Raw genomic sequence first — 21,948 nt, forward strand, 5'->3', positions numbered from 1 at the left:
TGGGCTTGGTGTCGAGACGGACGTGGTCGACGGCCCAGAACCAGTTGTTGCCGGCGTCGTACATCCGGAACTTCAGGGTGACCGTGCGGGCGCCCGCCGGGACGGCGAACTTCCGGGTCACGAAGGTGTTCTGGACGTCCTTGCCGGCGTTGTCGTTGCCGGTCGCGTCCGAGCTGTAGTGGACCAGCCGGACCTCGGAGCCGTCGTCGAACACGGCGCTGACCGCGGCCTTCTGCGGCGCCTCCTGGCGGTAGTGCGAGTCGAAGGCCAGGTGCAGGGTCGTGGTGCCGGCCGGGACGGGCACGGCGGGCGAGACCAGGGTGGAGTCGAAGACGCCCTTGCGCGACGGCGAGCCGGTGTCGTCCCAGTCGTCCGGGTCGGCGACGGCCAGGATGCCGAGGCCGCGGGTGAAGTTGCCGCGGTCCTGGCCGGCCGGGGTGGACCAGGCGCGCTTGGTGTGGAAGGTCCAGCCCTGGAGCCGGGTGGTGCCCTGCGGCATCGCCGGCGCGTTGACCACCGACCAGCCCTGCGGCGCCTGCGGCGTCCAGCCGAGGACACCGGAGATCGGCTGGAGCGCGCCGGCCAGCGACTCGAAGTCCTCGCCGAGCAGGTGGCCGGCCATCACCGGCGCGGTGCGGGCGGCGATCTCGCCGTCGGCGACGGCGAACCGGTTGTCGGCCAGCGCCCGGGCGGTGACCACGATCCGGTGGGTGGCACCGTCCGGCAACTGGGCCGGCGGGGTGACGTCCCACTCCGCGGTGGCGGTGGCGCCCGCCGCGAGCGCGGCCGGCGGCGCGGTCACGGCGGCGACCGTCCAGCCGGCCGGGACGACCGGCTGCGCCTCGATCGAGGTCAGCGCGGCGGTGGCGGTGAAGCGCGCGGTGACCCGGGCCGGGCGGCCGGGCAGCAGGATCGCCTCGTCGATGGTGGTCGACGCGGCCTTGAGGGCGACGTCCAGCGCCAGCGGGTCGGTCAGGCCCATCGCCGGGTCGGTGAACAGGTGCTCGCCGTCCCAGGGGAAGCGGCCGGCGATCCGGCGGCGGAAGGAGACGTCGCCGCGCAGGCCCACCGCCACGTCGTACCAGCCCTCGGGGCCGACCTTGACGTTGACGGTCTTGTCGTCGCCGGCCGCGACCCGGACCTCGCGCAGCCCGTCGCCGTAGGCGAGGTCGCCGACCAGGAAGGTCTGGGCGGTGCGCGAGCGGTTGATCACGTCCACCTCCAGGACCTTGCCGTTCTGCTCCTCGGAGAGCGAGATCTCGTAGGTGGAGGCGAGGTCGCCGCGCAGGTGCCAGAAGGCGCCGTTGGGGCCGTGCACCCGCAGGTCGTAGCCGTCCTGGCCGACCGTCCACACGTCGGAGAGGCGGCTCTTCGCGCCGACCGTGTAGTGGCGCGGCGCGGCACCGGGGGCGGGGTAGACGGCGAAGACGGCGCCCTGCTTGCCCTGGTTGACGAAGTCGACGGTCAGCTGGTCGCCCTTCAGCCGGGGCTTGACCAGCAGGTTGTACGGGGCCGGGCGGGCCGCGCGGGTGCCGCGCTGCTGCTGCGGGAACGTCTGCGGGTTGGGCACGGTCGGCGCGGGCAGCTTGCCGGTGTCGACGACCTTCTGCCGGTTGCCGCTGGTGTCCGGCAGCTGCGGCCAGCGCGGGTCGCGCCCCGAGAAGTCGAAGAGGTTGGTGAGGTCGCCGCAGACCGACCGGCGCCAGGGGCTGATGTTGGGCTCCTGGATGCCGAAGCGCTGCTCCAGGAAGCGCAGCACCGAGGTGTGGTCGTAGACGGTGGAGTCCACCACGCCGCCACGGGTCCACGGCGAGACGACGATCATCGGCACCCGGACGCCGAGGCCCATCGGGTACGGGCCGGAGACCAGGGTCTCCCCGGCGGGCAGCGTGTCGGACCAGGCGAGCGAGCCGTCGGCCGCCTTCACCCGGTACTTGCCCTCCTGGCTGACCACCCGGTGGTAGGTGGAGCCGCCCTTGCTCACCCGGACGACCACCTCGCCGTCGACCGACACGGTGGACTTGCCGCGGCCGGCGGCCAGCGGCGGGACGGGGGGCAGCTGGTGGTCGAAGAAGCCGCCGTGCTCGTCGTAGTTGAGGATGAAGACGGTCTTCTCCCACACCTCCGGCTTGGCGGCCAGCGCGGCCAGCAGCCGGGCCGTCAGGTGCTCGCCGTTCGGCGGGGCGTAGTTGGCGTGCTCGGAGAGCGCGGCGGGGGCGACGATCCACGAGACCTGCGGCAGCGTGTCGGCCTGGATGTCGGCGGCGAAGGCCTCGACCAGGGCGTCGCCCATCGCGAACGGGTCGCTCTTCTTGGCCGGGTCGCCGACGGCGCGCATGCCGCGCTCGTACAGCGGCTCACCGGGCTTGGCCTTGACGAAGGGGGCGAACCAGGCGAGCGCGTTGTCGTCGAAGTTGTCCAGCGCCTGGTAGGTCTTCCAGCTGATGCCGGCCCGCTCCAGCCGCTCGGCGTAGGTGGTCCACTCGTAGCCGCCGGGGATCTCGGTGTTGTCGGTCACCGGGGTGTCCCGTACGGTGCCGCCGCTGGTCCCGGTCATCAGGTGCTCGCGGTTGGTGTTGGTGTTGCACTGCACCGACGCGTAGTAGGCGTCACAGGTGGTGAACACCGAGGCGAGCGCGTTGTAGAACGGCATGTCGGCGGACTCGTAGTAGCCCTGGCCGAGCCAGCCGCCGGAGCGGCGGGTGACCGAGCCGTCGGCGCGGCCGTCGTTCCAGGCGTTCATCGAGTCGACGAAGCCGAACGCGGGGGCGCCCTGCTGGTACGCGTTGGTGTGCGCGGCGTTCATCGGGAAGGGCAGCAGGTGGCCCTCCTTGCGGCTCGGGTCGGGCTGGTGGAACACCGAGCGCCCGTTGACCCCGCGCACCGCCGTCCGGTCGCCGAAGCCGCGCACGCCGGGCAGCGTGCCGAAGTAGTGGTCGAAGGCGCGGTTCTCCTGCATGAACACCACGACGTGCTGGATGTCCGCCAGGCGGCCGGGCTTGGCCGGCGCGGCCAGCGCCTCGCGGACGCTGAGGGGGAGGGCGGACAGCACGGCGGCGGCCGCCGCGCCACCGAGCAGGGTGCGGCGCGACAGTTCGGGCTTCGGACTCATCGGGGGTGACTCCTTGTACACGGGCACTGGGCCTCCGTTCGGCCCAGACCCGTTATGTCTATGGCCCCGAGATGGACGGGAACGGACCCGTTCGATGGCGCTTCGATGACGGACAGTGAACCCAGAGCTGTACAGACAACTTGGCCCGACTTGACACCCCCTGCGGAGGCGCCCGCGGGCGCCTCCGCACCGGCCTCCGCACCCCGCCCGGAGCGCGGCCCAGCTGGCACGTCACAGAAGGTAGTTGACGAACCGTTGGACTGTCCGGGCCAGGTCGTGGACAACCCTTGACGAGGCATGTGGTCTGTGGAAATCTCTCGGCAGGTCCAGGCCAATGATCTTCCGACGGGGGAGGGGATCGAACCGCCTGACGCATCAGGGGGGAAACCTGGGAGTCGGGTCGGCCTTGCCACAGCGGCCTGCCGACCGGTCCGAGGAGCGGGCCGGGCACCACTCGGCAGCCGCGCCGTCCACCCGGGCCGCACCGTCGCGGCCCCGCTCGGACGCGTGTCACGCAGCTCCGTCTCCGACTCCCGAATCGAGCACGCCATGTCCGACTCCCCCGCCGCACCCGGCCCTGTCGCCACCTCGGAGGAACCCGCGAGAACGGCGCACACCCCGGCACCGACCGGGCGCCCCGCCTCCCCGGCCCAGCACGGGATCTGGCTGACCAGCCGGCTGACCCGCACGCCGGAGACCTTCCACCTCGCGCTGCGGTTCTCCTTCGACCGGGTCGACACCGGCGCCCTGGAACGGGCGGTCACCGCCACCGTCGGCCGCCGTCCGGCCCTCGCCTCCGCCCTGGTCGAGCGGGACGGCCTGGTCCGACTGGTCCCGGCCGCGAGCCCGCCCGCCCTCACCGTCGTCGACACGACGGCCGACACCCGTGACGGCCTGGCCAAGCGGCTGACCGAGGAGATCACCCTCCCGTTCGACCTCGCCACCGGACCGCTCGCGCGCTTCACCCTGCACCGGCGGCCCGACGGCGCGGCGGAGCTGCTGGTGGTGGCCCACCACGCGGTGTTCGACGGCAACTCCAAGGACGTGCTGGCCGCCGACCTCGCCGCCGCCTACACCGCCGAGCACGCCGCCCGGCACGGCGGGGCGCCCGGCCCGGCCGCCGGCACCGGTTCGGAAGGCCCCGGCACGGCCGACGCCGCCGCGGTCGCCGACGGGGCTCCGGCCGGCCCCGACCCCGACCTCGTCCGTCGGGCCGCCGCGTTCCACGGCCCCCGCTGGGCCGCCGCCACCGAGCCGGTCCTGCCCCACGGCCCGCGGGCCACCACCGACGCCGGGCCCGGCGAGGCCGTCACCTGGCGGCTCGACGGCCCCGGCCGCGCCGCCCTGGCCGACGCCGCGCGCGACAGCGGGGTCACCGTCTTCGAGTTCCTGCTCGCCGCCCTGCACGGCCTGCTCCGGCGCTACGGCGGCGAGTCGGTGCCGGTCGCCGTCCCCTTCGCCACCCGCCGTCCGGACCGGCCCGGCGAGATCGGCGTCTTCGTCAACGAGCTGCCGGTGTACGCCCCGGCCGACGCCGGCGAGGAGAGCACGTTCGCGCAGTACGCGCAGGCCGTCCGCGCCGAGGTCCGGCTGACCTCCGCCCACCGCGCCGTCCCGTTCGGCGAGGCCGTGCCCGGGCTCACCCCCCGGGTCGGGCTGGCGCCGGTGTCGTTCGGCTACCGCCGGCGCACCGCCGCCGACCCGGTCTTCCCGGGCAGCGCCACCCGGATCGACTGGACGGTGTTCCACCACGCGTCCCGCAACACGCTCCACCTCCAGGCGGTCGAGGACGCCGAGGCCGTCGTGTTCTCCCTCCAGTACGACCCGGCCGTCCTCGCACCGCACGCCGCCCGGCGGATCGCCGGACACCTGGCCGGCCTGCTCGCCGGCGCCACGGCCGACCCCGCCACCGTGCTCGGCGACCTGCCGCTGCTCGACGCCTCCGAGGAACACCTCGTCACCACCGGGTGGAACGAGACCGCCTGCGCCTACCCCGCCGACCGGACCGTGCTCGACCTGGTCCGCGAGCGCGCCGCCGCCACGCCGGACGCCGTCGCCGTGGTGGCCGGCGTGGAACGCCTGACCTACCGGGAGCTCCTGCGGCGCGCCGACCGGCTGGCCGACGCCCTGTCCGCCGCGGGCGTCGGCCGGGACGACCTGGTCGGGTTGCACCTGAGCCGCACCGCCGACCTGCCCGCCGCCCTGCTCGCCGTGCACGCGGTCGGCGCCGGCTACCTGCCGCTCGACCCCGGCTACCCGGCCGAGCGGCTCGCGTTCGTCCTGGCCGACTCCGGCGCCGTCCTGCTCCTGGCCGACCGCGAACCGGCCCCCGAGGTCGCGGCAGCGGCACCCCGGGTGCTCCGGCCGGCCGACGCCGCGTCCGCGCCCGGCGCCGGCGCCGACCCCGCACGCCCGGCCGGCGGGGCGGCCACGGACGGCGGAACCGCGCCGGGCCGACTCGCCTACGTGCTCTACACCTCCGGCTCCACCGGCCGCCCCAAGGGCGTCGAGATCGGCCACCGCGCGCTGGTCAACCTGCTCTCGGCCTTCGCCGACCGGCTCGGCTCCGCGCCCCGGGACGTCTGGCTCGGCCTCACCTCCCTCTCGTTCGACATCTCCGCCCTCGAACTGCTGCTGCCGCTGGTCACCGGCGGGCGGCTGGTGCTGGCGCCGGACGGCCTCGCCGTCGACGGACCGGGTCTGCGGGCCCTGATCGAGCGCGAGGGCGTCACCCACGTCCAGGCCACCCCCTCGGGCTGGCGGGTCCTGCTCGGCGCCGGACCGCTGCCGTCCGGCCTGACCGGCCTGGCCGGCGGGGAGGCCCTGCCGCTGCCGCTGGCCCGGGACCTCCGGGCGGGCACGGACCGCCTGTTCAACGTCTACGGGCCGACCGAGACCACCATCTGGTCGACCTGCGCCGAGATACCCGCCGGTCCGGAGGCCGTCCGGATCGGCCGGCCGATCGCCAACACCCGGGCCTACGTGCTGGACCGGCGGCGCAGGCCGCTCCCGATCGGCGTGCCGGGCGAGCTGCACCTCGGCGGGGACGGGGTGGCCGAGGGCTACCTCGGCCGCCCCGGGCTGACCGCCGAACGCTTCGTCGAGGACCCGTTCGATGCCGCCCGCACCTCCGGCACCGGCGGCCGGCTGTACCGGACCGGGGACCTCTCTGCCTGGACCGCCGACGGCGAGCTGGAGTTCCTCGGGCGGCTCGACGACCAGGTCAAGATCCGCGGCCACCGGATCGAGCTCGGCGAGATCGAGGCGGCGCTGCTGGCCCACCCCGGCGTCGCCGAGGCCGCCGCGGCCGTCCGCCAGGGGGACGACGGCGAGCCGTTCGTGGCCGGCTACCTCGTCCCCGCGTCCGGGACCGCCGCCCCGGACGCCGCAACCCCGGACACCGCCCCCGACACCGCGCCCGACGCCGCCGAGCTGCGCGCCTTCCTCCAGAGGCTGCTGCCCGCCGCCGCGGTCCCCCAGCGCTTCGCGGTGCTCGACCGGCTGCCCCTGACGCCCAACGGCAAGCTGGACCGCCGGGCCCTGCCCGTCCCGCCGGTGCCGGTCGGCACGCCCGCCGGGGCCGCGGGCACGGCCGAGGGAGCAGGGTCCGAGGAGCGCGACGAGGTGCTCACGGCCGTCCTCGGCGTCTGGGCCGAGGTCCTCGGGCTGCCCGACCTGGGGCCCGAGGAGGATCTGTTCGAACTCGGCGGCCACTCCCTGACGATCATTCAGATCACCGCCAGGATCCGCGACCTGCTCGGCGTCGAGCTCGACTTCGACGTCTTCTTCGCGACCCCCACCCCGCTCGGCATCGCCGCGGCCGTCCGCGAACTGCGCTGACCTTCCCGGGCGGCGCGCGCTCCCCCGCGCGCCGCCCTCCCCTTCCCGCGACGGATCCGCCCCACCGGCACCTCCGCCACCGACGTGCGCCGAAATGGAACACCGATGACCGACACCCAGGACCCTGCCACCGGGCTGTCCGCGACCAAGCGCGCGCTGCTCGCCCAGCGGCTGCGCGCCGCCTCGGCCCCCGCCAGAACCGTGCCCGCCCGGCCGTCCGACACCGCGCCCCCGCTCTCCAGCGGGCAGGAACGGCTCTGGTTCATGGACCAGTTCGCCCCGCAGTCCACCGCCTTCACCCTGGCGCCGGCCCGCCGGCTGCGCGGCCCGCTCGACCGTCCGGCGCTGGACGCCGCCCTGACCGACCTCGTCGCCCGCCACGAGGCGCTGCGGATGACCTTCCCGAGCACCCCCGAGGGCACCGCGGAGGTCCGAGTCGCCGAACCGGCCCCCTGCCCGGTCCGGTTCGTCGACGCCTGCGCCGCACCGGACCCGGCCGGGCAGGCCGCCGACGAGCTCGCCGCCCTGGTCGGGGAGCCGTTCGACCTGACCGGCGGTCCGCTGCTGCGCGCCCTGCTGGTCCGCACCGCGGCCGAGGAGCACGTGCTCGCGCTGGTCATGCACCACATCGTCAGTGACGGCTGGTCCCTCGACATCCTCCACCGCGAGCTGGACGCGCTCTACGCCCGGCACGCCCACGGCACCCCGGACAACCTGGCCGCCCCCGCCGTCCGGTTCGGCGACTACGCACACTGGCAGCGCGAGCGCCTGAACGGCGACGCGCTGGCCTCCTCCCGCGCGTACTGGCGGACCGCACTCCGGGACGTCCCCGCACTCGACCTGCCCACCGACCGGCCGCGCCCGCCGGTGCTCACCTTCGACGGGGCCGCCCTGGAATTCCACTGGGGCGCCGAACTCGGCAACGGCGTCAAGGAGTTGGCCCGGTCGTCGAACGCGTCCGCCTACATGGTGCTGATGGCCGCCCTACAGGTGTTGCTCGGCCGGCACTCCGGACGGCGGGACTTCGCGGTCGGCTCGGCGGTCGCCGGCCGGCTCCACCGCGAACTGGAGGACGTCGTCGGCCTGTTCGTCAACATGCTGCCGATCCGGGCCCGGTTGGAGGGCGACCCGACCTTCGGCGAGCTGCTCGGCCGGGTCCGCGAGACCACCCTCGACGCGTACACCCACCAGGAGGTGCCGTTCGAGCAGATGGTGGCCGACCTGGAGATCGAGCGCGACGTCAGCCGGTCCGCCGTCTTCCAGGTCACCTTCGCCTTCCAGAACTACGGCGACCGCAGCGCCGGTACCGCCCCCGGTGCCGGTTCCCCCACCGGCTCCGCCACCGGTGCGCTGACCGGCGAGAGCTTCGGCCACGAGGCCGCCACCACCCGCACCGACCTCGCGCTCTACATGCGGGAGAAGTCCGACGGCGGCCTGTACGGGCTGCTCACCTACCGCACCGACCTCTTCGACGCGGCCACCGTCCGGCGGCTGGTCGAGCGTTTCGAACTGCTGGTCGCGGCGGCCTCGGCCGACCCGGGCCGGCCGGTCTCCCGGCTGCCGCTGCTCACCCCCGGCGAGCGGCGGGACGTCCTGGAGACCTGGGCCGCCGGCCCGCCGCTGCCCGTCCCCGCCGCCGGAACCGGCGCCGACAGCGGTGCCACCGCCCCCGGCACGCTGACCGCGCTGCTCGCCGCCACCGCGCGGGCCCACCCCGAGCGCCCGGCCCTGGTGTTCGAGGACCGCACCGTCGACTACCGCGAGCTGGAGCAGCGCGCCACCGGCCTCGCCCGCCGCCTGCGGGCACTCGGCGTCGGCCCGGACGACCGGGTCGCGGTCTGCCTGGAGCAGTCCCCCGAGCTGGCGGCGGCCCTGGTCGGCGTCCTGAAGTCCGGCGGCTCCTACCTGCCGCTGGACCCGGAGCAGCCGCCCGCCCGGCTCGCCCACCTGGTGGCCGACGCCGAGGTGCGGGTCCTGGTCACCGACTCGGTGCTGCGGGAGCGGTTCCCCGGGTACGCGGGCGCCGAACTGCTGCTCGACACCGGACCGGCCGACGGCGCCGCGCCCGGCCCCGGTCCGCTCGCCCCGGACGCCGAACCGCTCGACGAGGTCTCCGGCCCGGACCACCTGGCCTACGTGATCTACACCTCGGGCTCGACCGGCGCGCCCAAGGGCGTCGCCGTCCAGCACCGCCAGATCCTCAACTACCTGGCCGGCGTGCGGGAACGGCTTCGGATCGAGCCGGGCGCCGCGTACGGGCTGCTCCAGTCGCTGTCCTTCGACTTCAGCATCACCATGCTCTACCTCGCCCTGACCACCGGCGGCCGGGTCCACCTCCTGCCGCGCCGGATCGCCGGCGCCGAACTCGCCGACCAGATCGAGGCGCTGGAACTCGACTACCTCAAGATGACCCCCTCCCACCTGGCCGCGCTCGGCGCCGACGCCCCCATGGAGCGGCTGCTGCCGCGCCGGGCGCTGGTGCTCGGCGGGGAGGCCTCGGCCTGGCCGTGGGCCGCCGAGCTGGCCGCCCTCGGCCGGTGCGCCGTCTTCAACCACTACGGCCCCACCGAGGCGACCGTCGGCGTCACCGTCCACGAGGTCACCGCCGGCGCCCACGGCCCGGGCAGCACCCCCATCGGCGCCCCGCTCGCCGGCGTCCGCTGCCACGTCCTGGACGAGACGCTGCAACCGGTGCCGCCCGGCGTCACCGGCGAGCTGTACCTCGGCGGCGACCGGCTCGCCCGCGGCTACCTGGGCCGCCCGGACCTCACCGCCGAGCGGTTCGTCGACGACCCGTTCGGCGCGACCGGCGACCGGCTCTACCGCACCGGCGACCTCGCCCGCTGGCGGCCCGACGGCACCCTCGACTACCTGGGGCGCGCCGACGACCAGATCAAGGTCCGCGGCTACCGGGTGGAGCCCGGGGAGATCGAGGCCGCCCTCACCGCCCTGCCCGGCATCACCCAGGCCGTCGTGCTGGCCCGCGGCGAAGGGCTGCGCCAGGCCCTGGTCGGCTACCTCGAACACCCGGGGGGCGGTCCCGCCCCGGCACCCGCCGACCTGCGCGAGGCCCTCGCCGAGGTCCTCCCCGACTACATGGTCCCGGCCCGCTTCGTCGTCCTCGACCGGCTGCCGCTGCTGGCCCACGGGAAGGTCGACCGGCGCTCGCTGCCCGAGCCCGAGGAGCCCGCCGCCACCGGCGAGTACGTCGAACCGGAGGGCGAGGAGGAGCGGTACCTCGCCGGACTCTGGGCCGAACTCCTGGCCGTCCCGCGGGTCGGGGCGCTGGACGACTTCTTCGAACTCGGCGGCCACTCGCTGCTCGCCACCCAGGTGGTCGCCCGGCTGCGCCGCACCTACCCCGAACTGCCCACCCCGGTCGGGGTGATGGACCTCTTCAAGTACCCGACCGTCCGGCGCCTCGCCGCCCTGCTCAGCGACCCGCACGCGGACCGCGGACCGCGCAGCCTGCTGCACCGGCTCACCCCGGCGGGCCGGCGGACGACCGCCAGCATCGTCTGCACCCCGTACGGCGGCGGCAGCGCGCTCATCTACAAGCCGCTCGCCGACGCCCTGCCCGCCGACTGGGCACTGCACTCGCTCGCCGTCCCCGGCCACGAGCTGGGCGAGGAGGCGATGGACATCGACGAGGTGGCCGCCCTCTGCGCGCAGGAGATCGTCGACACCGTGGAAGGGCGGATCGTCCTCTACGGCCACTGCGGCGTCGGCGTCCGGTTGGCCGTGGAGATCGCCCGGCGGGTGGAGGCGGCCGGACGGGAGATCGAGGCCGTCCACCTCGGCGGGATCTTCCCGTTCGCCCGGCCGCGCGGACGCGGCGCCGCCGTGGGCGAGTGGTGGGCCAGGGTCGCCGACCGGCTCCGCAGCGACCAGGGCATGATCAACGCCCTGGCGGCGGCCGGTCTGGACACCGACGAGGTCGGGACCGAGCAGCTGCGCCTGATGGTCGGCAACCGCCGGATCGGCACCAAGGAGGCCGAGCAGTACTTCACCCGGCTCTTCGAGAGCGAGGACGGCCGGATCGCCGCACCGGTGATCGCCGTCTGCGGTGACCGGGACCCGGCCACCGAGTTCTACGAGGAGCGGTACCGGGAGTGGCATCGTCTCAGCGACACCACCGGCGTGGTGGTGCTCGACGAGGCCGGCCACTTCTACCTCAAGTACCGGGCCGCCGAGCTCGCCGAGATCCTGACCACCGTGCACCGCTCGGTGGCGGCCGGCGAGGAGGAACGGCACCGGCGGAGCGAGGGCGCCACCTGGTGGCTGGCCGGGCTCTCCCGGGACGGGGCGGAGCAGCCGGTCGGCGTCCCGGACGCCTCGCCCGCCGCCGCGGGCACCTCGCCTGCCTCCCGGGGCCCGAAGGCGCCGTCGACCCGGCCGACCATGCGGCGGTTCCTCGGCGTCGCCGCCGGCCAGCAGATCTCCATGATCGGCTCCGCGCTCACCGAGTTCGCCCTGCCGGTGTGGATCTACCTGACCACCGGATCGCTCGCCCAGTTCGGCCTGTTGGCCGCCTGCGGGCTGGTGCCCGGCATCCTGGCCGCGCCGATCGCCGGCGCCGTCGTGGACCGCGGCGACCGGCGCCGGATCATGCTGTACGGCGACGTGGCGGCCGGCCTCACCCAGGCGGTGATGCTGCTGCTGTACCTGACCGACGGTCTGGAGGTCTGGCACGCGTACGTGCTGATCGCGCTCCTCTCCACGGCGCTCACGTTCCAGCGGCTCGCCTGGAACTCCGCCGTCCCGCAGCTCGTACCGAAACGTTTCCTCGGCCGGGCCAACGGCATCGTCCAGATGGCCTTCGGACTCGCCCAGTTCCTGGTGCCGCTGTTCGCGGTCGGCCTGCTCTCCGTGCTCGGCCTCGGCGGCATCCTCGCGCTCGACGTCGCCAGCTACGTCGTGGCCACCGCGGTCACCCTCGCCGTGCGCTTCCCGGACGTGATGGCCGCGCGGCGGCGGGAGAGCGTCGCCGCCGAGATCCGCGCCGGGTTCCGGCGTGCGCTCGGCAGCCGGCACTTCCGCGCGATGCTGCTGTTCTTCGCGGTGCTCAACATCTTCCTCTCGCCGCTGTTCCTGCTCACCACCCCGCTGGTGCTCTCCTTCGCCCCGCTCGCGGCGGCCGGCTGGGTCTCCGTCGCGGCCGGCCTGGGCGCCGTCCTGGGCGGCCTGACCCTGCTCGTCTGGGGCGGTCCCCGACGGCTGCGGCTGCGCGGCGTCCTGGTCGCGACCCTCGGCCTGGCCGTCGCCTGCCTGGTGACCGGCCTGCGGCCCTCGGTCCTCACGGTCTCGATCGGCGCGTTCGGCATGGCCTACGGACTCGGCCTGGTCAACGGCGTCTACGCGACCATCGTCCAGACCAAGGTGCCGCTCCGGTTCCACGGCCGCGTGATCGCGGTGAACACCATGGTCGCCTGGTCCACCCTGCCGGTCGGCTTCGCCCTGGTGGCTCCGCTCGGCCCCCGCCTGGTCCAGCCGTGGGTCGACGAGGACGGCCCGCTCGCGGGCACCGTGGGACGGCTGATCGGCACCGGCGAGGGACGCGGCATCGGTCTCCTCTACCTGCTGTTCGGCCTGGCCATGGCCCTGCTCGTGCTGGTCTGCCTGGCCGTCCCGGCCCTGCGGCACTTCGACCGCGACGTCCCGGACGCCGAGCCCGACGACCTGATCGGTCTCGCCACCCTCTCGGGCCGCGCCGACGCCGTCGCACCCGACGCCGTCGCGCCCGGCACCGTCGCGCCCGACGCCGCACCCGGCACCGCACCAGCTCCCGCTCCCGTCCCCACCTCGCCCGCAGCCGTCGCGGCCGCGCGCCGTACCGGAACCGAGGCCGCCGCCCGATGACTCCCACCGACCGCACGACCGGCGCCGACCGCCCCACCGGGGCGGCCCACCCGCTCACCGAGGAGCAGCGGCGCCTCTGGTTCCTCCAGCAGCTCCACCCCGCCGACGCGGGCTTCAACATGTACCTCTGCCGCCGCTGGAGCGGCCCGCTCGACCGGGAGGCGCTGCGCGCCGCGCTCACCCGGCTGACGGACCGGCACGAGACCCTGCGCACCCGCTTCGCCCTCGACGGCGAGGCGCCCGTCCAGCTCGTCGAGCCGCCCGCGCCGGTCCCGCTCGACCTGGTCGAGCTGGCGCCCGGCGCCGGGGAGCGGGACTTCACCGAGGCCTGCCGTCCGGCCGTCAACGCGCCGTTCGACCTGGCCGCCCGCCCGCCGCTGCGCGCCGTCCTGATCTCGTCCGGGCCCGACGAGCACGCGCTGGCCGTGGTGGTGCACCACATCGTGTCGGACGGCTGGTCGTTCCGGATCCTCTGGAGCGAGCTGCTCGCCCTCTACCGGGAGGAGACCGGCGAGGGGCCGGCCGGCCTGGCACCGCTCGGCCTGCGGTACGGCGACGTCGCCCGGGCCGAGCAGGACCGCGCGGCGAACGGCGGGGCCGAGGCGGCCTTCCGCTACTGGGCCGAGAAACTGGCCGGCACCGGCCGGCTGCGGCTCCCCCTGGACCGTCCCCGTCCGGCCGAGCCGCTGCACCCGGCGGGGTTCGCCACGGTGAGCCTGGACCCCGGCCTCACCGCCGCCCTGGACGCGCTGGCGCGCCGGGAGCGCTGCACCCCGTTCATGGTGCTGCTGGCCGCCTACCAGTGCGTACTGGCCCGCTGGACCGGCACCGGAGACTTCCTGGTCGGCACCCCGCTGGCGGGCCGCACCGAGGCCGCCCAGGAGGCGCTGGTCGGCTACTTCACCCGGACGGGCGTGATCCGCGCGGACCTCACCGGGGAGCCGGACTTCCGGACGGTGCTGCACCGGGCCCGGGCCGCCACCCTGGGCGCGCTGAGCCACCAGGACGTGCCGGTCGAACGGCTCGCCGCCCACCTGGGCCTGCCCGCGGAGGCCGGCGCGGCGCCGCTCTACCAGGCGGTGTTCGTCCACCAGAGCCAGTACGACCTGGCCGGGGGCGACGGCGGGTCCGACCTGCCGGCCGGGGTGCGTACCGCCTCGATGGACTCCGGGTTCGAACGCGCCAAGACCGACCTGCTGCTCGACAGCTGGCGCACCCCGGACGGCGGGCTGACGCTCTCCTTCTGCTTCGACCGGGAGGTCTTCGACGAGGCCACCGTCACGGCGCTCGGCGACCGGTGCCGGGCCCTGCTCGTCGCCGTGGTCGAGGACGCGGTGCTGCCGCTGCACGGCGACTGGCTGATCGGCGCGGACGAACGCGCCGAGCTGCTCGCGCTCGGCACCGGGCCCGCGTCCGGACCGGTGCCGCCGGTCCTGGAGCGGTTCGCCGAGCGGGTCGCCACCGCGCCGGACGCGCCGGCGCTGGAGTGCGGGGGCCACACCCTCTCCTACGCCGAACTGAACCGCCTGGCCGACGAGTTGGCCGGCCGGCTCGGCCCGGTCGCCGGGCAGCTGGTGGCGGTGCGGATCGCGCCGTCCTTCGACCTCGTGGTCGCGCTGCTGGCGGTCTGGAAGGCCGGCGCCGGCTACCTCCCGCTCGACCCGGCCCACCCGGATGAGCGGCGGCGGCTGATGCTCCGCGAATCGGGCGCCGTCCTCCTGCTGACCGACGAGGACGGCGACGGACTCCGCGTCCGGCCGGTCTCCGACCCCGCCCCCGGCGACGAGCGGGCCGGGCTCGCGTACGTCCTCTACACGTCCGGGTCCACCGGCACCCCCAAGGCGGTGGCCGTCGACCACGCGGCCCTCGCCGCCCGGGTCGACTGGATGGCGGGGCCCGACGGCTACCGGCTCACGCCCGCCGACCGGATCGTCCAGTTCGCCTCGATCGGGTTCGACACCCACGCCGAGGAGGTGTGGCCGGCGCTCGCCACCGGCGCGTGCGTCGTGCTGCTGCCCGGTGGCGGACGCACCCTGCCCGAGCTGCTGCGCGGACCGCACGGGCCGTCCGTCACCGTGCTCGACCTGCCGACCGCGTACTGGGAGGAGCTGGTCTCGCTCGACGGCGAGACCCCGTGGCCGGCCGCCCTGCGCCTGGTGGTGCTCGGCGGCTCCGAGGCCCGCGCCGACGCCGTCGGACGCTGGCGGGACCGGCACGGCGACACCGTCCGGCTGGTCAACACCTACGGCCCGACCGAGGCCACCGTCATCGCCACCGCCGGCGACCTCACCGCCCCGGACGCCGCCCGGCGCCCGCCGCTCGGCCGGCCCCTGCCGGGGGTGCGGCTGTACGTGCTCGACGAGCGCGGCGCCCTGCTCCCCCGCGGCTCCGAGGGCGAGCTCCACATCGGCGGCACCGGCCTCGCCCGCGGCTACCTGGGCCGCCCCGACCTCACCGACGCAGCCTTCCGCCCCGACCCGTTCACCGGGACGCGGATGTACCGCACCGGGGACCGTGCCCGCTGGCGCTCCGACGGGCGGTTGGAGTACCTCGGCCGCACGGACGAGCAGGTCAAGCTGCGCGGCTACCGGATCGAACCGGCCGAGATCGAGGCCGCCCTGGCCGACCACCCGGAGGTCGCCCGGGCGGCGGCCGTCGTCCTGGCCGGCCGTCGTCTGGTCGCCTACGCCGTCCCCGCGTCCGGCGCCGAGCCGGCACCGGGCGCCCTGCGCGAACACCTCGCCCGGCGCCTGCCCGCCTACGCCGTCCCGGACACCGTCGTCCTGCTCGACCGGTTGCCGCTGACCCTGAACGGCAAGCTGGACACCGCCGCCCTCCCCGCCCCCGACCCGACCGCGGGGGCCGAGTACCTGGCCCCGCGCACCGACGCCGAACACCTCGTCACGCAGCTCTGGCAGGAGGTCCTCGGCCTGCCCCGGGTCGGGGTGCTCGACGACTTCTTCACCCTCGGCGGGGACTCGCTCCTGGTGACCCGGGTCGTCGCCCGCATCCGCGCCGGGGTCGGCCTGGAGGTACCGATCCGCGACGCCTTCGAACTCTCCACCGCAGCCGCCCTCGCCGCCCGCGTCGAGGACCTGCTGATCGCCGAGATCGAGGCCCTGAGCGAGGACGAGGCCGCCGACCGCCTCACCGGCTGACGGCCCGCTCCGCGTCGCGCGCCCTGCGGTGTCGGGGAACCCTCCCCGACACCGCAGGAGCGGCCGTCAGAAGTCGCCGAAGGCGGCTGCGAGATCCGCGTCGTGCATGCCGGGGAAGGCGTAGCCGTCCTGCTCGTCCCACGGGACGTCGAGGTCGTCCATGTGCACGCGCCATTCCGCTCCGGGCAGCGCGCGGCGCAACTCGGTGACGGCGCCCAGCACGTGGACCATCACCGGCAGCATCCGCCCCGGGTCGCCCGGCAGCTTCGTGGACCCGGCCAGGATCTCGTCCGGCCCGGTGCCGTCGTCGTCCAGGGAGAGGCCCTCCTCGTCCTGGTAGGGGAACGACGACGTGTGCGCGGCGACGATGCGCTCGACGGTGGCGGTCTCGGCATCCGTCCGCGGCATCGCCCGGTCGGCCGAGTAGTAGAGAGAGACACTCATGGACCGACCGTACCGAGGGGGTACGACAACACCGCCGGGCAGCGCGGCGGCTGCGGCCGGCAGGCGCCGCCCGGCGGGAAGGTCGGCCAACCCCTAAGGCCGTTGGTGGTGGGCGAGCAGGCGGGTGAGCAGGCCGGTCAGGGTCTGCCTGTCCTCGGCCGAGAGTGGTTCCAGGAGGTCGTCCTGCACCGCGTCCAGCGCCCGGTCCAGGCGTCGCAGGTGCCGGCGGCCCGCCGGGGTGAGGTGCACCCTGTTGCGTCTCCGGTCGTCCGGGTCCGGCGTCCGCTCGACGCAGCCCTGTTCGGCCAGTTCGTTGATCGCCGCCACGACGTCACTGCGGTCCATGTTGCACCGGCGGCCGAGTTCGGCCTGGCTGGACACCCCGAACTCGTCCAGGGCGGCCAGGATCCGGTAGTGGTACCCGCGCGCGCCCACCCCGCCGAAGCCTTCGGTCGCCAACCGGTGGGCGTGCACGGCCACCTGGGTGAGCAGCCAGCTCGGCTTCGCCGTCAGGTGTGCGGGGGTCTCTTCCACGCCGGCCACCCTACATTGTTGGCGCGGCCAATCGATCTCTGTACAGTTGGCGGCGCCAATGTTGGACGCGCCAACAAAAGGGGATGCCATGTCCACGAACGCGCCGATCGCCGACCGCATCGAGATCGCCGACCTGTTCAGCCGCTTCGCACGCCTGCTCGACGAGAAGCGGTGGGAGGAGGCGGACACCGTCTTCACCGCCGACGTGACGGGGCACTCCCCGCGCTCGGGCGAGATACACGGCCTCGACCGGCTCGTCGGATTCATGCGGCAGGCCGAGGTCGAGGGGGAACACACCCAGCACGTGACCACGGACCTGCTGGTGGACGTCGACGGCGACCGGGCGGCCGCCACGGCGAACTCGCTCGTCTACTTCTACCGCAGCGGCCGGCCGCCCCATCTGTCGAGCGGCCTGCGGCTGGCCTGCACCGCCGCGCGGACGCCGGCGGGCTGGCGACTCCGCGAGGTGCGGACCGCCGTCGCCTGGACGCACGAGAGGTGATCCCCCTCCGACCCGAGGCCCCCTCCGACGCGGGTCGGCGGGGGCCGGGGTCGCGGCGCGGGGAGACGGCCGCGGCGGCACGGAGCCGCCCCGCTACGGCGCCGGGGTGGCGGCCGGGAGGAGGGGGCCGGTGAGGAGGGTGCCGGTCTCGGAGAAGGGCCAGCCGTTGGGCACGCAGCCGTGCAGGCCCTTGATCTGCTGCATCATCACCGGCGCCGGCTGGCCGGGCCCGGGGCACTCGACGTGGCCGAGGCCGAGGACGTGGCCGACCTCGTGGTTGACGGCGAGCGCGTGGTACAGCTCGGGCTGCCCGGTGTAGAACTCGGTGAGCTCCCGCCAGCGCGTCACGTTGATGACGACCTGGTGGCCCACGCCGCAGTTCACCCAGCCGCCGGTGTCCAGCCCGTACTGGCCGCATATCCGGTCGGTGGTCTCCGGGGTCGCCAGGTAGACGGTGAAGTCGACCGGGTCGGCGTCCATCCGCTGGAAGGACCGGGTGCCGTCCGCGGCCCAGCCGCGCCGGACGTCGCCGAGGACGGCGTCGACCTCGGCGGCGAACCGGCCGGGGCTCTCCTTCAGCCCGTTCTCGGCCCGCACCTTGTAGCGGTAGAGCTGCCCGCCCGTGCCGAAGCGGTTCGAGCCGCCGGTGGCCGTGGTGAACGCCGACGACAACGGCTTCTCCCGGTCGGCGGCGGGCTTCCACGGATGCCACCAGAGCAGGCCGGCCGTCAGCGCCGCGGTCACCGCCAGGGCGAGCGCGCCCGTGCGGGCCTTCGGGAGGCGGGTGCGGCCGTCCGCACCGTCCGACGGCGAGTCCCCGTTGCGCCGGAGTCCGGCGAGGCCCCTCATCGGCCGCTCCCCGCGACGGGGTGACGGGGCGACCGCCGGGCGGACGACCCGCGGACGGGCCGAACGGGCCCGGCAGACGGTGCCGGTGGGGATGCAGGGGGGACGGTGCCGAGCGGTCGACGGCGGGCCGGGGCCTGGGTGAGCATGGTGGCGCGAGACTCCTGTTCCGTGGATCGCACGGATGTACGGTCCCGTAGAGGCTAACCGGCCGAAGTGGACCACCCCTCCGACCTGCCCGCCGGAACCGACGGCGGTGAACCCTCCGGGAACGCCCCCGCCGGCCCCCGCTGCCCAGGGCACCGGCTCCGGAACGCCCGCACCCCGGCCCCCGACGGGCACCGCACCGCGGCCCGGACGGGCACCGGCTCCGGGCCCCGACGGGCAGCCCGCCACAGCCCCCTCGGGCAGCGCCCCGGAGACGGCCTAGACCCCGGCGGCCTCCACCAGGCGGGCCTCCAGCGCGACGGCCAACGCCTCCACGGCCTCCGGAGCGAAGGCGTGCTCGTTGTAGCGGAGCCAGCAGACCAGGCTGCCGTCGGGCTGCTCGGTGGCCGCCAGCTCCGGCACGTGGCGGTCGCCCCCCGGCATCGGGTAGGGGACGGTCGCGCTGCGCGGGACCTCCCAGGCGTCACAGGCCAGGCCCGGCAGCTGCGCCGGGGCGCTCCAGCTCTCGTAGCGGAGCCAGGCCGCGAACGGCGCCTGCGGGCTGAACTCGGCGAACGGGTACAGCTGGTGGTCCAGCGCCGCCGTCGAGGTGTCCCGGACGCGGGCGAGCAGTTCGGCGAAGCCGGGCGCGCCCGAGGCGTCGATCCGGAGCAGCAGCGACTGGACGAAGCAGCCGATCGCCCGCTCCGCCTCCGGCCTGGTCCGGCCCGGCACCGGGGTCATCAGCACCAGGTCGGTCTGACCGCTGCGCTCGGCGAGCAGGCCCAGCCAGACCGCCGCGAGCGCCTGGAAGGGCGTCGCGCCCGCCTCCGTCGCCCGCGCACGCAGCGCCTCGGCGCGCACCGCCGGGACGGCGAAGCGGTGCGCGGCGCTCAGCACCGTCTCGGTGTCCGCACGGCCGGGGAAGGGGTGCACCGCCTCCGGCGCCCCGGCCAGCGTCCGGGCGAAGTGGGCCCGGGACGCCGCCCAGTGGGCGTTGGACCAGGCGACCAGCTCGGCGTACTCCGGCCCGGGCCGGGGCGCGGGGGCCGGGCGGCCCCGCCGCAACGCCGCGTACAGGACGCCCAGTTCGCGCAGCAGCACACCGACCGACCAGCCGTCCGCGACGATGTGGTGCACGGCCAGCAGCACGGCGTGGTCGTCCTCGCCCCGGCTGACGACGGCGAGGCAGGCCATCGGCCCCTCGCCGATGTCGGTGAGCCGGTCGCGGACGGCGACCAGCCGGGCCGAGACCTCGTCGTCACTCTCGCCCGGGGCGTCGACGAGGACGACGTCCACCTCCGGCTGCTCGTCGACCACCGCGCGCCGCACCCCCGGCTGCGCGGCGTCCGGCACCGGCACGAAGCGCGTGCGCAGCGCCGGGTGACGGCGTACGGCCTCGCGCAGCGCCTCGGCCAGCAGGTCGGTGCGCAGCGCCTCGGTGACCCGGAACATCACGGCGACGGAACCCACGTTGCGGCCCTCGGCCTCGGCCGTCCAGCGCAGGAAGTTCTCCTGCTGCGAGGTGAGCGGCACGTCGTGCGGCTGGGCGCGCAGCTCCCGGAGGTAGGCGGAGACCTCGGCCACGGCGGCCGGGGCCCGGTCGTCCACGGCCGCCGGGGCGTCGTCGAGCCAGGCCGCCTGGGCGCGGAGCGAGGGCCGTTCGAAGACGAGGGCGGTGCTCGCGGCGACGCCGAACTCGGCGGTGATCGCGGCGGCCAGCTGGACGGCGCGGAAGGAGTCCCCGCCGAGGGCGAAGAACTCGTCCTCCACGGCGCGGACCTGACGGCCCAGTACCTTCCGCCACAGGGCGGCCAGGGCGGTCTCCCGGTCGGTGGCCGGCGGGGTGCCGGGGGCGGCCGGGTCGTCGGCGGCCGGTTCCTCGAAGCGGGCCCGCAGTTCGTGCTTGACCACCTTGCCGCTGGGGTTGCGCGGCAGCCGGTCGGTGACCAGGATCCGGACCGGCAGTTCGGCGCGGCCGAGCCGGGCACTCAGGAAGAGCCGGAGCTCGTCGAGGTCCAGGCCGCCGGCGGCGGGCACGACGGCGGCGACCGGCACGGCGCCCATCACGGCGTGCGGGACGCCCAGCGCCGCCGCGTCGGCGACCTGCGGGTGGGCGTGCAGCACGTCCTCGATCCGCAGCGTGGAGACCTTCAGCGCACCGGACTTGATGATGTCGCTCTCGCGGTCCACCAGGTACAGGTAGCCGTCGGCGTCCAGCCGGCCGAGGTCGCCCATCCGCACCCAGCCGTCCCGGAAGACCGCGTCGGACGCCGCGCGCCCGGCCACGTACCCGCGCGGCGGGCCGGGCTGGCGCAGCCAGACCTCGCCGACGGTGCCGGCCCCCACCGGGCGCCCGTCAGCGTCGAGCAGCCGCAGGTCGGCCGCGTTGGCGGGGCGTCCGACCGAGCCGGGTCGGCGGGCGTCCACGACGGCGGATATCTGGGCCGGCGAGGCCTCGGCGGAGGTGTAGGTGTTGACGACGGTGGCGCCGGGCAGCGCCTCGCGGAGTGCGACGGCGACCGGGGCCGGGAGCGCGGCGGCGGAGGAGCTGACCAGCAGGACACTGCTCAGGTCACGCCGTGCGGCGACGCCCGAGTTGAGCAGTTCGACCGCCATCGACGGCACCAGGAAGACGGTGCCCGCCCGGTACTCCTCGACGGTCCGGCCGAACTCCTCGGCGTCGAACCGCGGCAGGCAGATCGTCGCGGGCGCGGCGACGAGCGCGTTGACCAGGACGACCTGGGCCGCGTTGGTGCCGATCGGGAAGGCCTGGACGGCGTGCGCCGAGTGCGCGTACGGGCGCGGGCGCGGGTCGAGCCGCTGGCCGGCGGTGAGGCTGGCGTGGGCGGCGTGGACGCCCTTGGGCGCCCCGGTGGTTCCGGAGGTGCCGATCACCTGGGCGAGGTCCTCCGGGTCCGGCCGGTGCGGCGGCTCGCCGGGGCCGTCGGCCGCCTCCAGCGCCGCGAGCCGCAGGCAGGGGACGCCGGCCGCTTCCGCCCGGGGGTCGTCCGCCGTGCCGGCCACCGCCCGGCGCACCTCGCTCGCCGCCGCCAGCCGCGCGGTGTCGTCCGGTCCGAGGTCCTCGCGGACCACCACGCCCGCCGCACCGGCGTAGTGCACGGCGAGGAACGCCACCGCGTACTCGTCCCACGCGCTGTTGGGGAACAGCAGCAGGACCCGCTCCCCCGGCCGGACGCCCGCCCGGGCGAGCCCGTGGGCGGCGCGGACCGCCCGCTCCCGCCACCCGCGGTAGTCGAGCGCCGGGCGGCCGGGGGCCAGCAGCGCGGTGCGGTCCGGGTGCCTGGCGGCCCGGTCGTCCAGCAGATCGGTGAGCGTGAGCGGGGTGCTGACGGTGGATCGGGTGTTGATGACGACTCCCGGAAAGGGCCAGGACAGGGGGGACGGCGGCCGATCGGCCGGACGCGCTGGTCCAGACCGTATCGGCACGACCGTCCCGCCCGCCAGGGTCGTCCGGGCGGCGGACGCCCGGCCGGTCCGGGTGG

The 21,948-nt window shown here is 75.6% G+C and carries 9 protein-coding genes; 4 read left to right on the forward strand and 5 right to left on the reverse strand.

Annotated features, from left to right (window positions below):
• The coding region (locus ACFWOG_RS26550) for a phosphocholine-specific phospholipase C (RefSeq protein ID WP_380361227.1) at positions 1-3,112 on the reverse strand (3,112 nt) is incomplete at its 3' end.
• 549 nt (positions 3,113-3,661) lie between these two features.
• Here ACFWOG_RS26550 and ACFWOG_RS26555 point away from each other — a divergent pair.
• From ACFWOG_RS26555 to ACFWOG_RS26565, 3 genes are all read left to right on the forward strand, one after another.
• Positions 3,662-6,952, forward strand: coding sequence for an amino acid adenylation domain-containing protein (locus ACFWOG_RS26555; RefSeq protein ID WP_380361228.1), 3,291 nt, complete (start codon positions 3,662-3,664; stop codon positions 6,950-6,952).
• A gap of 105 nt (positions 6,953-7,057) precedes the next feature.
• Positions 7,058-12,811 (forward strand): amino acid adenylation domain-containing protein, encoded by a 5,754-nt coding sequence (locus ACFWOG_RS26560; protein WP_380361229.1) that lies wholly within the window; start codon positions 7,058-7,060, stop codon positions 12,809-12,811.
• Positions 12,808-15,969 (forward strand): amino acid adenylation domain-containing protein, encoded by a 3,162-nt coding sequence (locus ACFWOG_RS26565; protein ID WP_380361230.1) that lies wholly within the window; start codon positions 12,808-12,810, stop codon positions 15,967-15,969. The genes ACFWOG_RS26560 and ACFWOG_RS26565 overlap by 4 nt, the downstream gene beginning before the upstream one ends.
• Positions 15,970-16,035: 66 nt before the next feature.
• Here the strand turns inward: ACFWOG_RS26565 and ACFWOG_RS26570 are convergent, their stop codons facing one another.
• Positions 16,036-16,413: a hypothetical protein gene (locus ACFWOG_RS26570; RefSeq protein ID WP_380361231.1), complete on the reverse strand. Its 378-nt coding sequence runs from the start codon at positions 16,411-16,413 to the stop codon at positions 16,036-16,038.
• Positions 16,414-16,506: 93 nt separating this feature from the next.
• Positions 16,507-16,947 (reverse strand): MarR family winged helix-turn-helix transcriptional regulator, encoded by a 441-nt coding sequence (locus ACFWOG_RS26575; RefSeq protein WP_380361232.1) that lies wholly within the window; start codon positions 16,945-16,947, stop codon positions 16,507-16,509.
• Between the two features lie 88 nt (positions 16,948-17,035).
• On the opposite strand from ACFWOG_RS26575, the gene ACFWOG_RS26580 reads away from it, so the two are divergent.
• Positions 17,036-17,449, forward strand: coding sequence for a nuclear transport factor 2 family protein (locus tag ACFWOG_RS26580; RefSeq protein WP_380361233.1), 414 nt, complete (start codon positions 17,036-17,038; stop codon positions 17,447-17,449).
• Between the two features lie 93 nt (positions 17,450-17,542).
• On the opposite strand, the gene ACFWOG_RS26585 is transcribed toward ACFWOG_RS26580, so the two are convergent.
• On the reverse strand, positions 17,543-18,298 hold the full coding sequence (locus ACFWOG_RS26585; RefSeq protein ID WP_380361234.1) for a DUF3152 domain-containing protein: 756 nt from the start codon (positions 18,296-18,298) through the stop codon (positions 17,543-17,545).
• Positions 18,299-18,721: 423 nt separating this feature from the next.
• Positions 18,722-21,948, reverse strand: a 3,227-nt coding sequence (locus ACFWOG_RS26590; RefSeq protein ID WP_380361235.1) for an AMP-binding protein, incomplete at its 5' end; no start/stop codon positions are given.

It is taken from the genome of Kitasatospora sp. NPDC058406, assembly GCF_042722765.1.
Taxonomy (GTDB): domain Bacteria; phylum Actinomycetota; class Actinomycetes; order Streptomycetales; family Streptomycetaceae; genus Kitasatospora.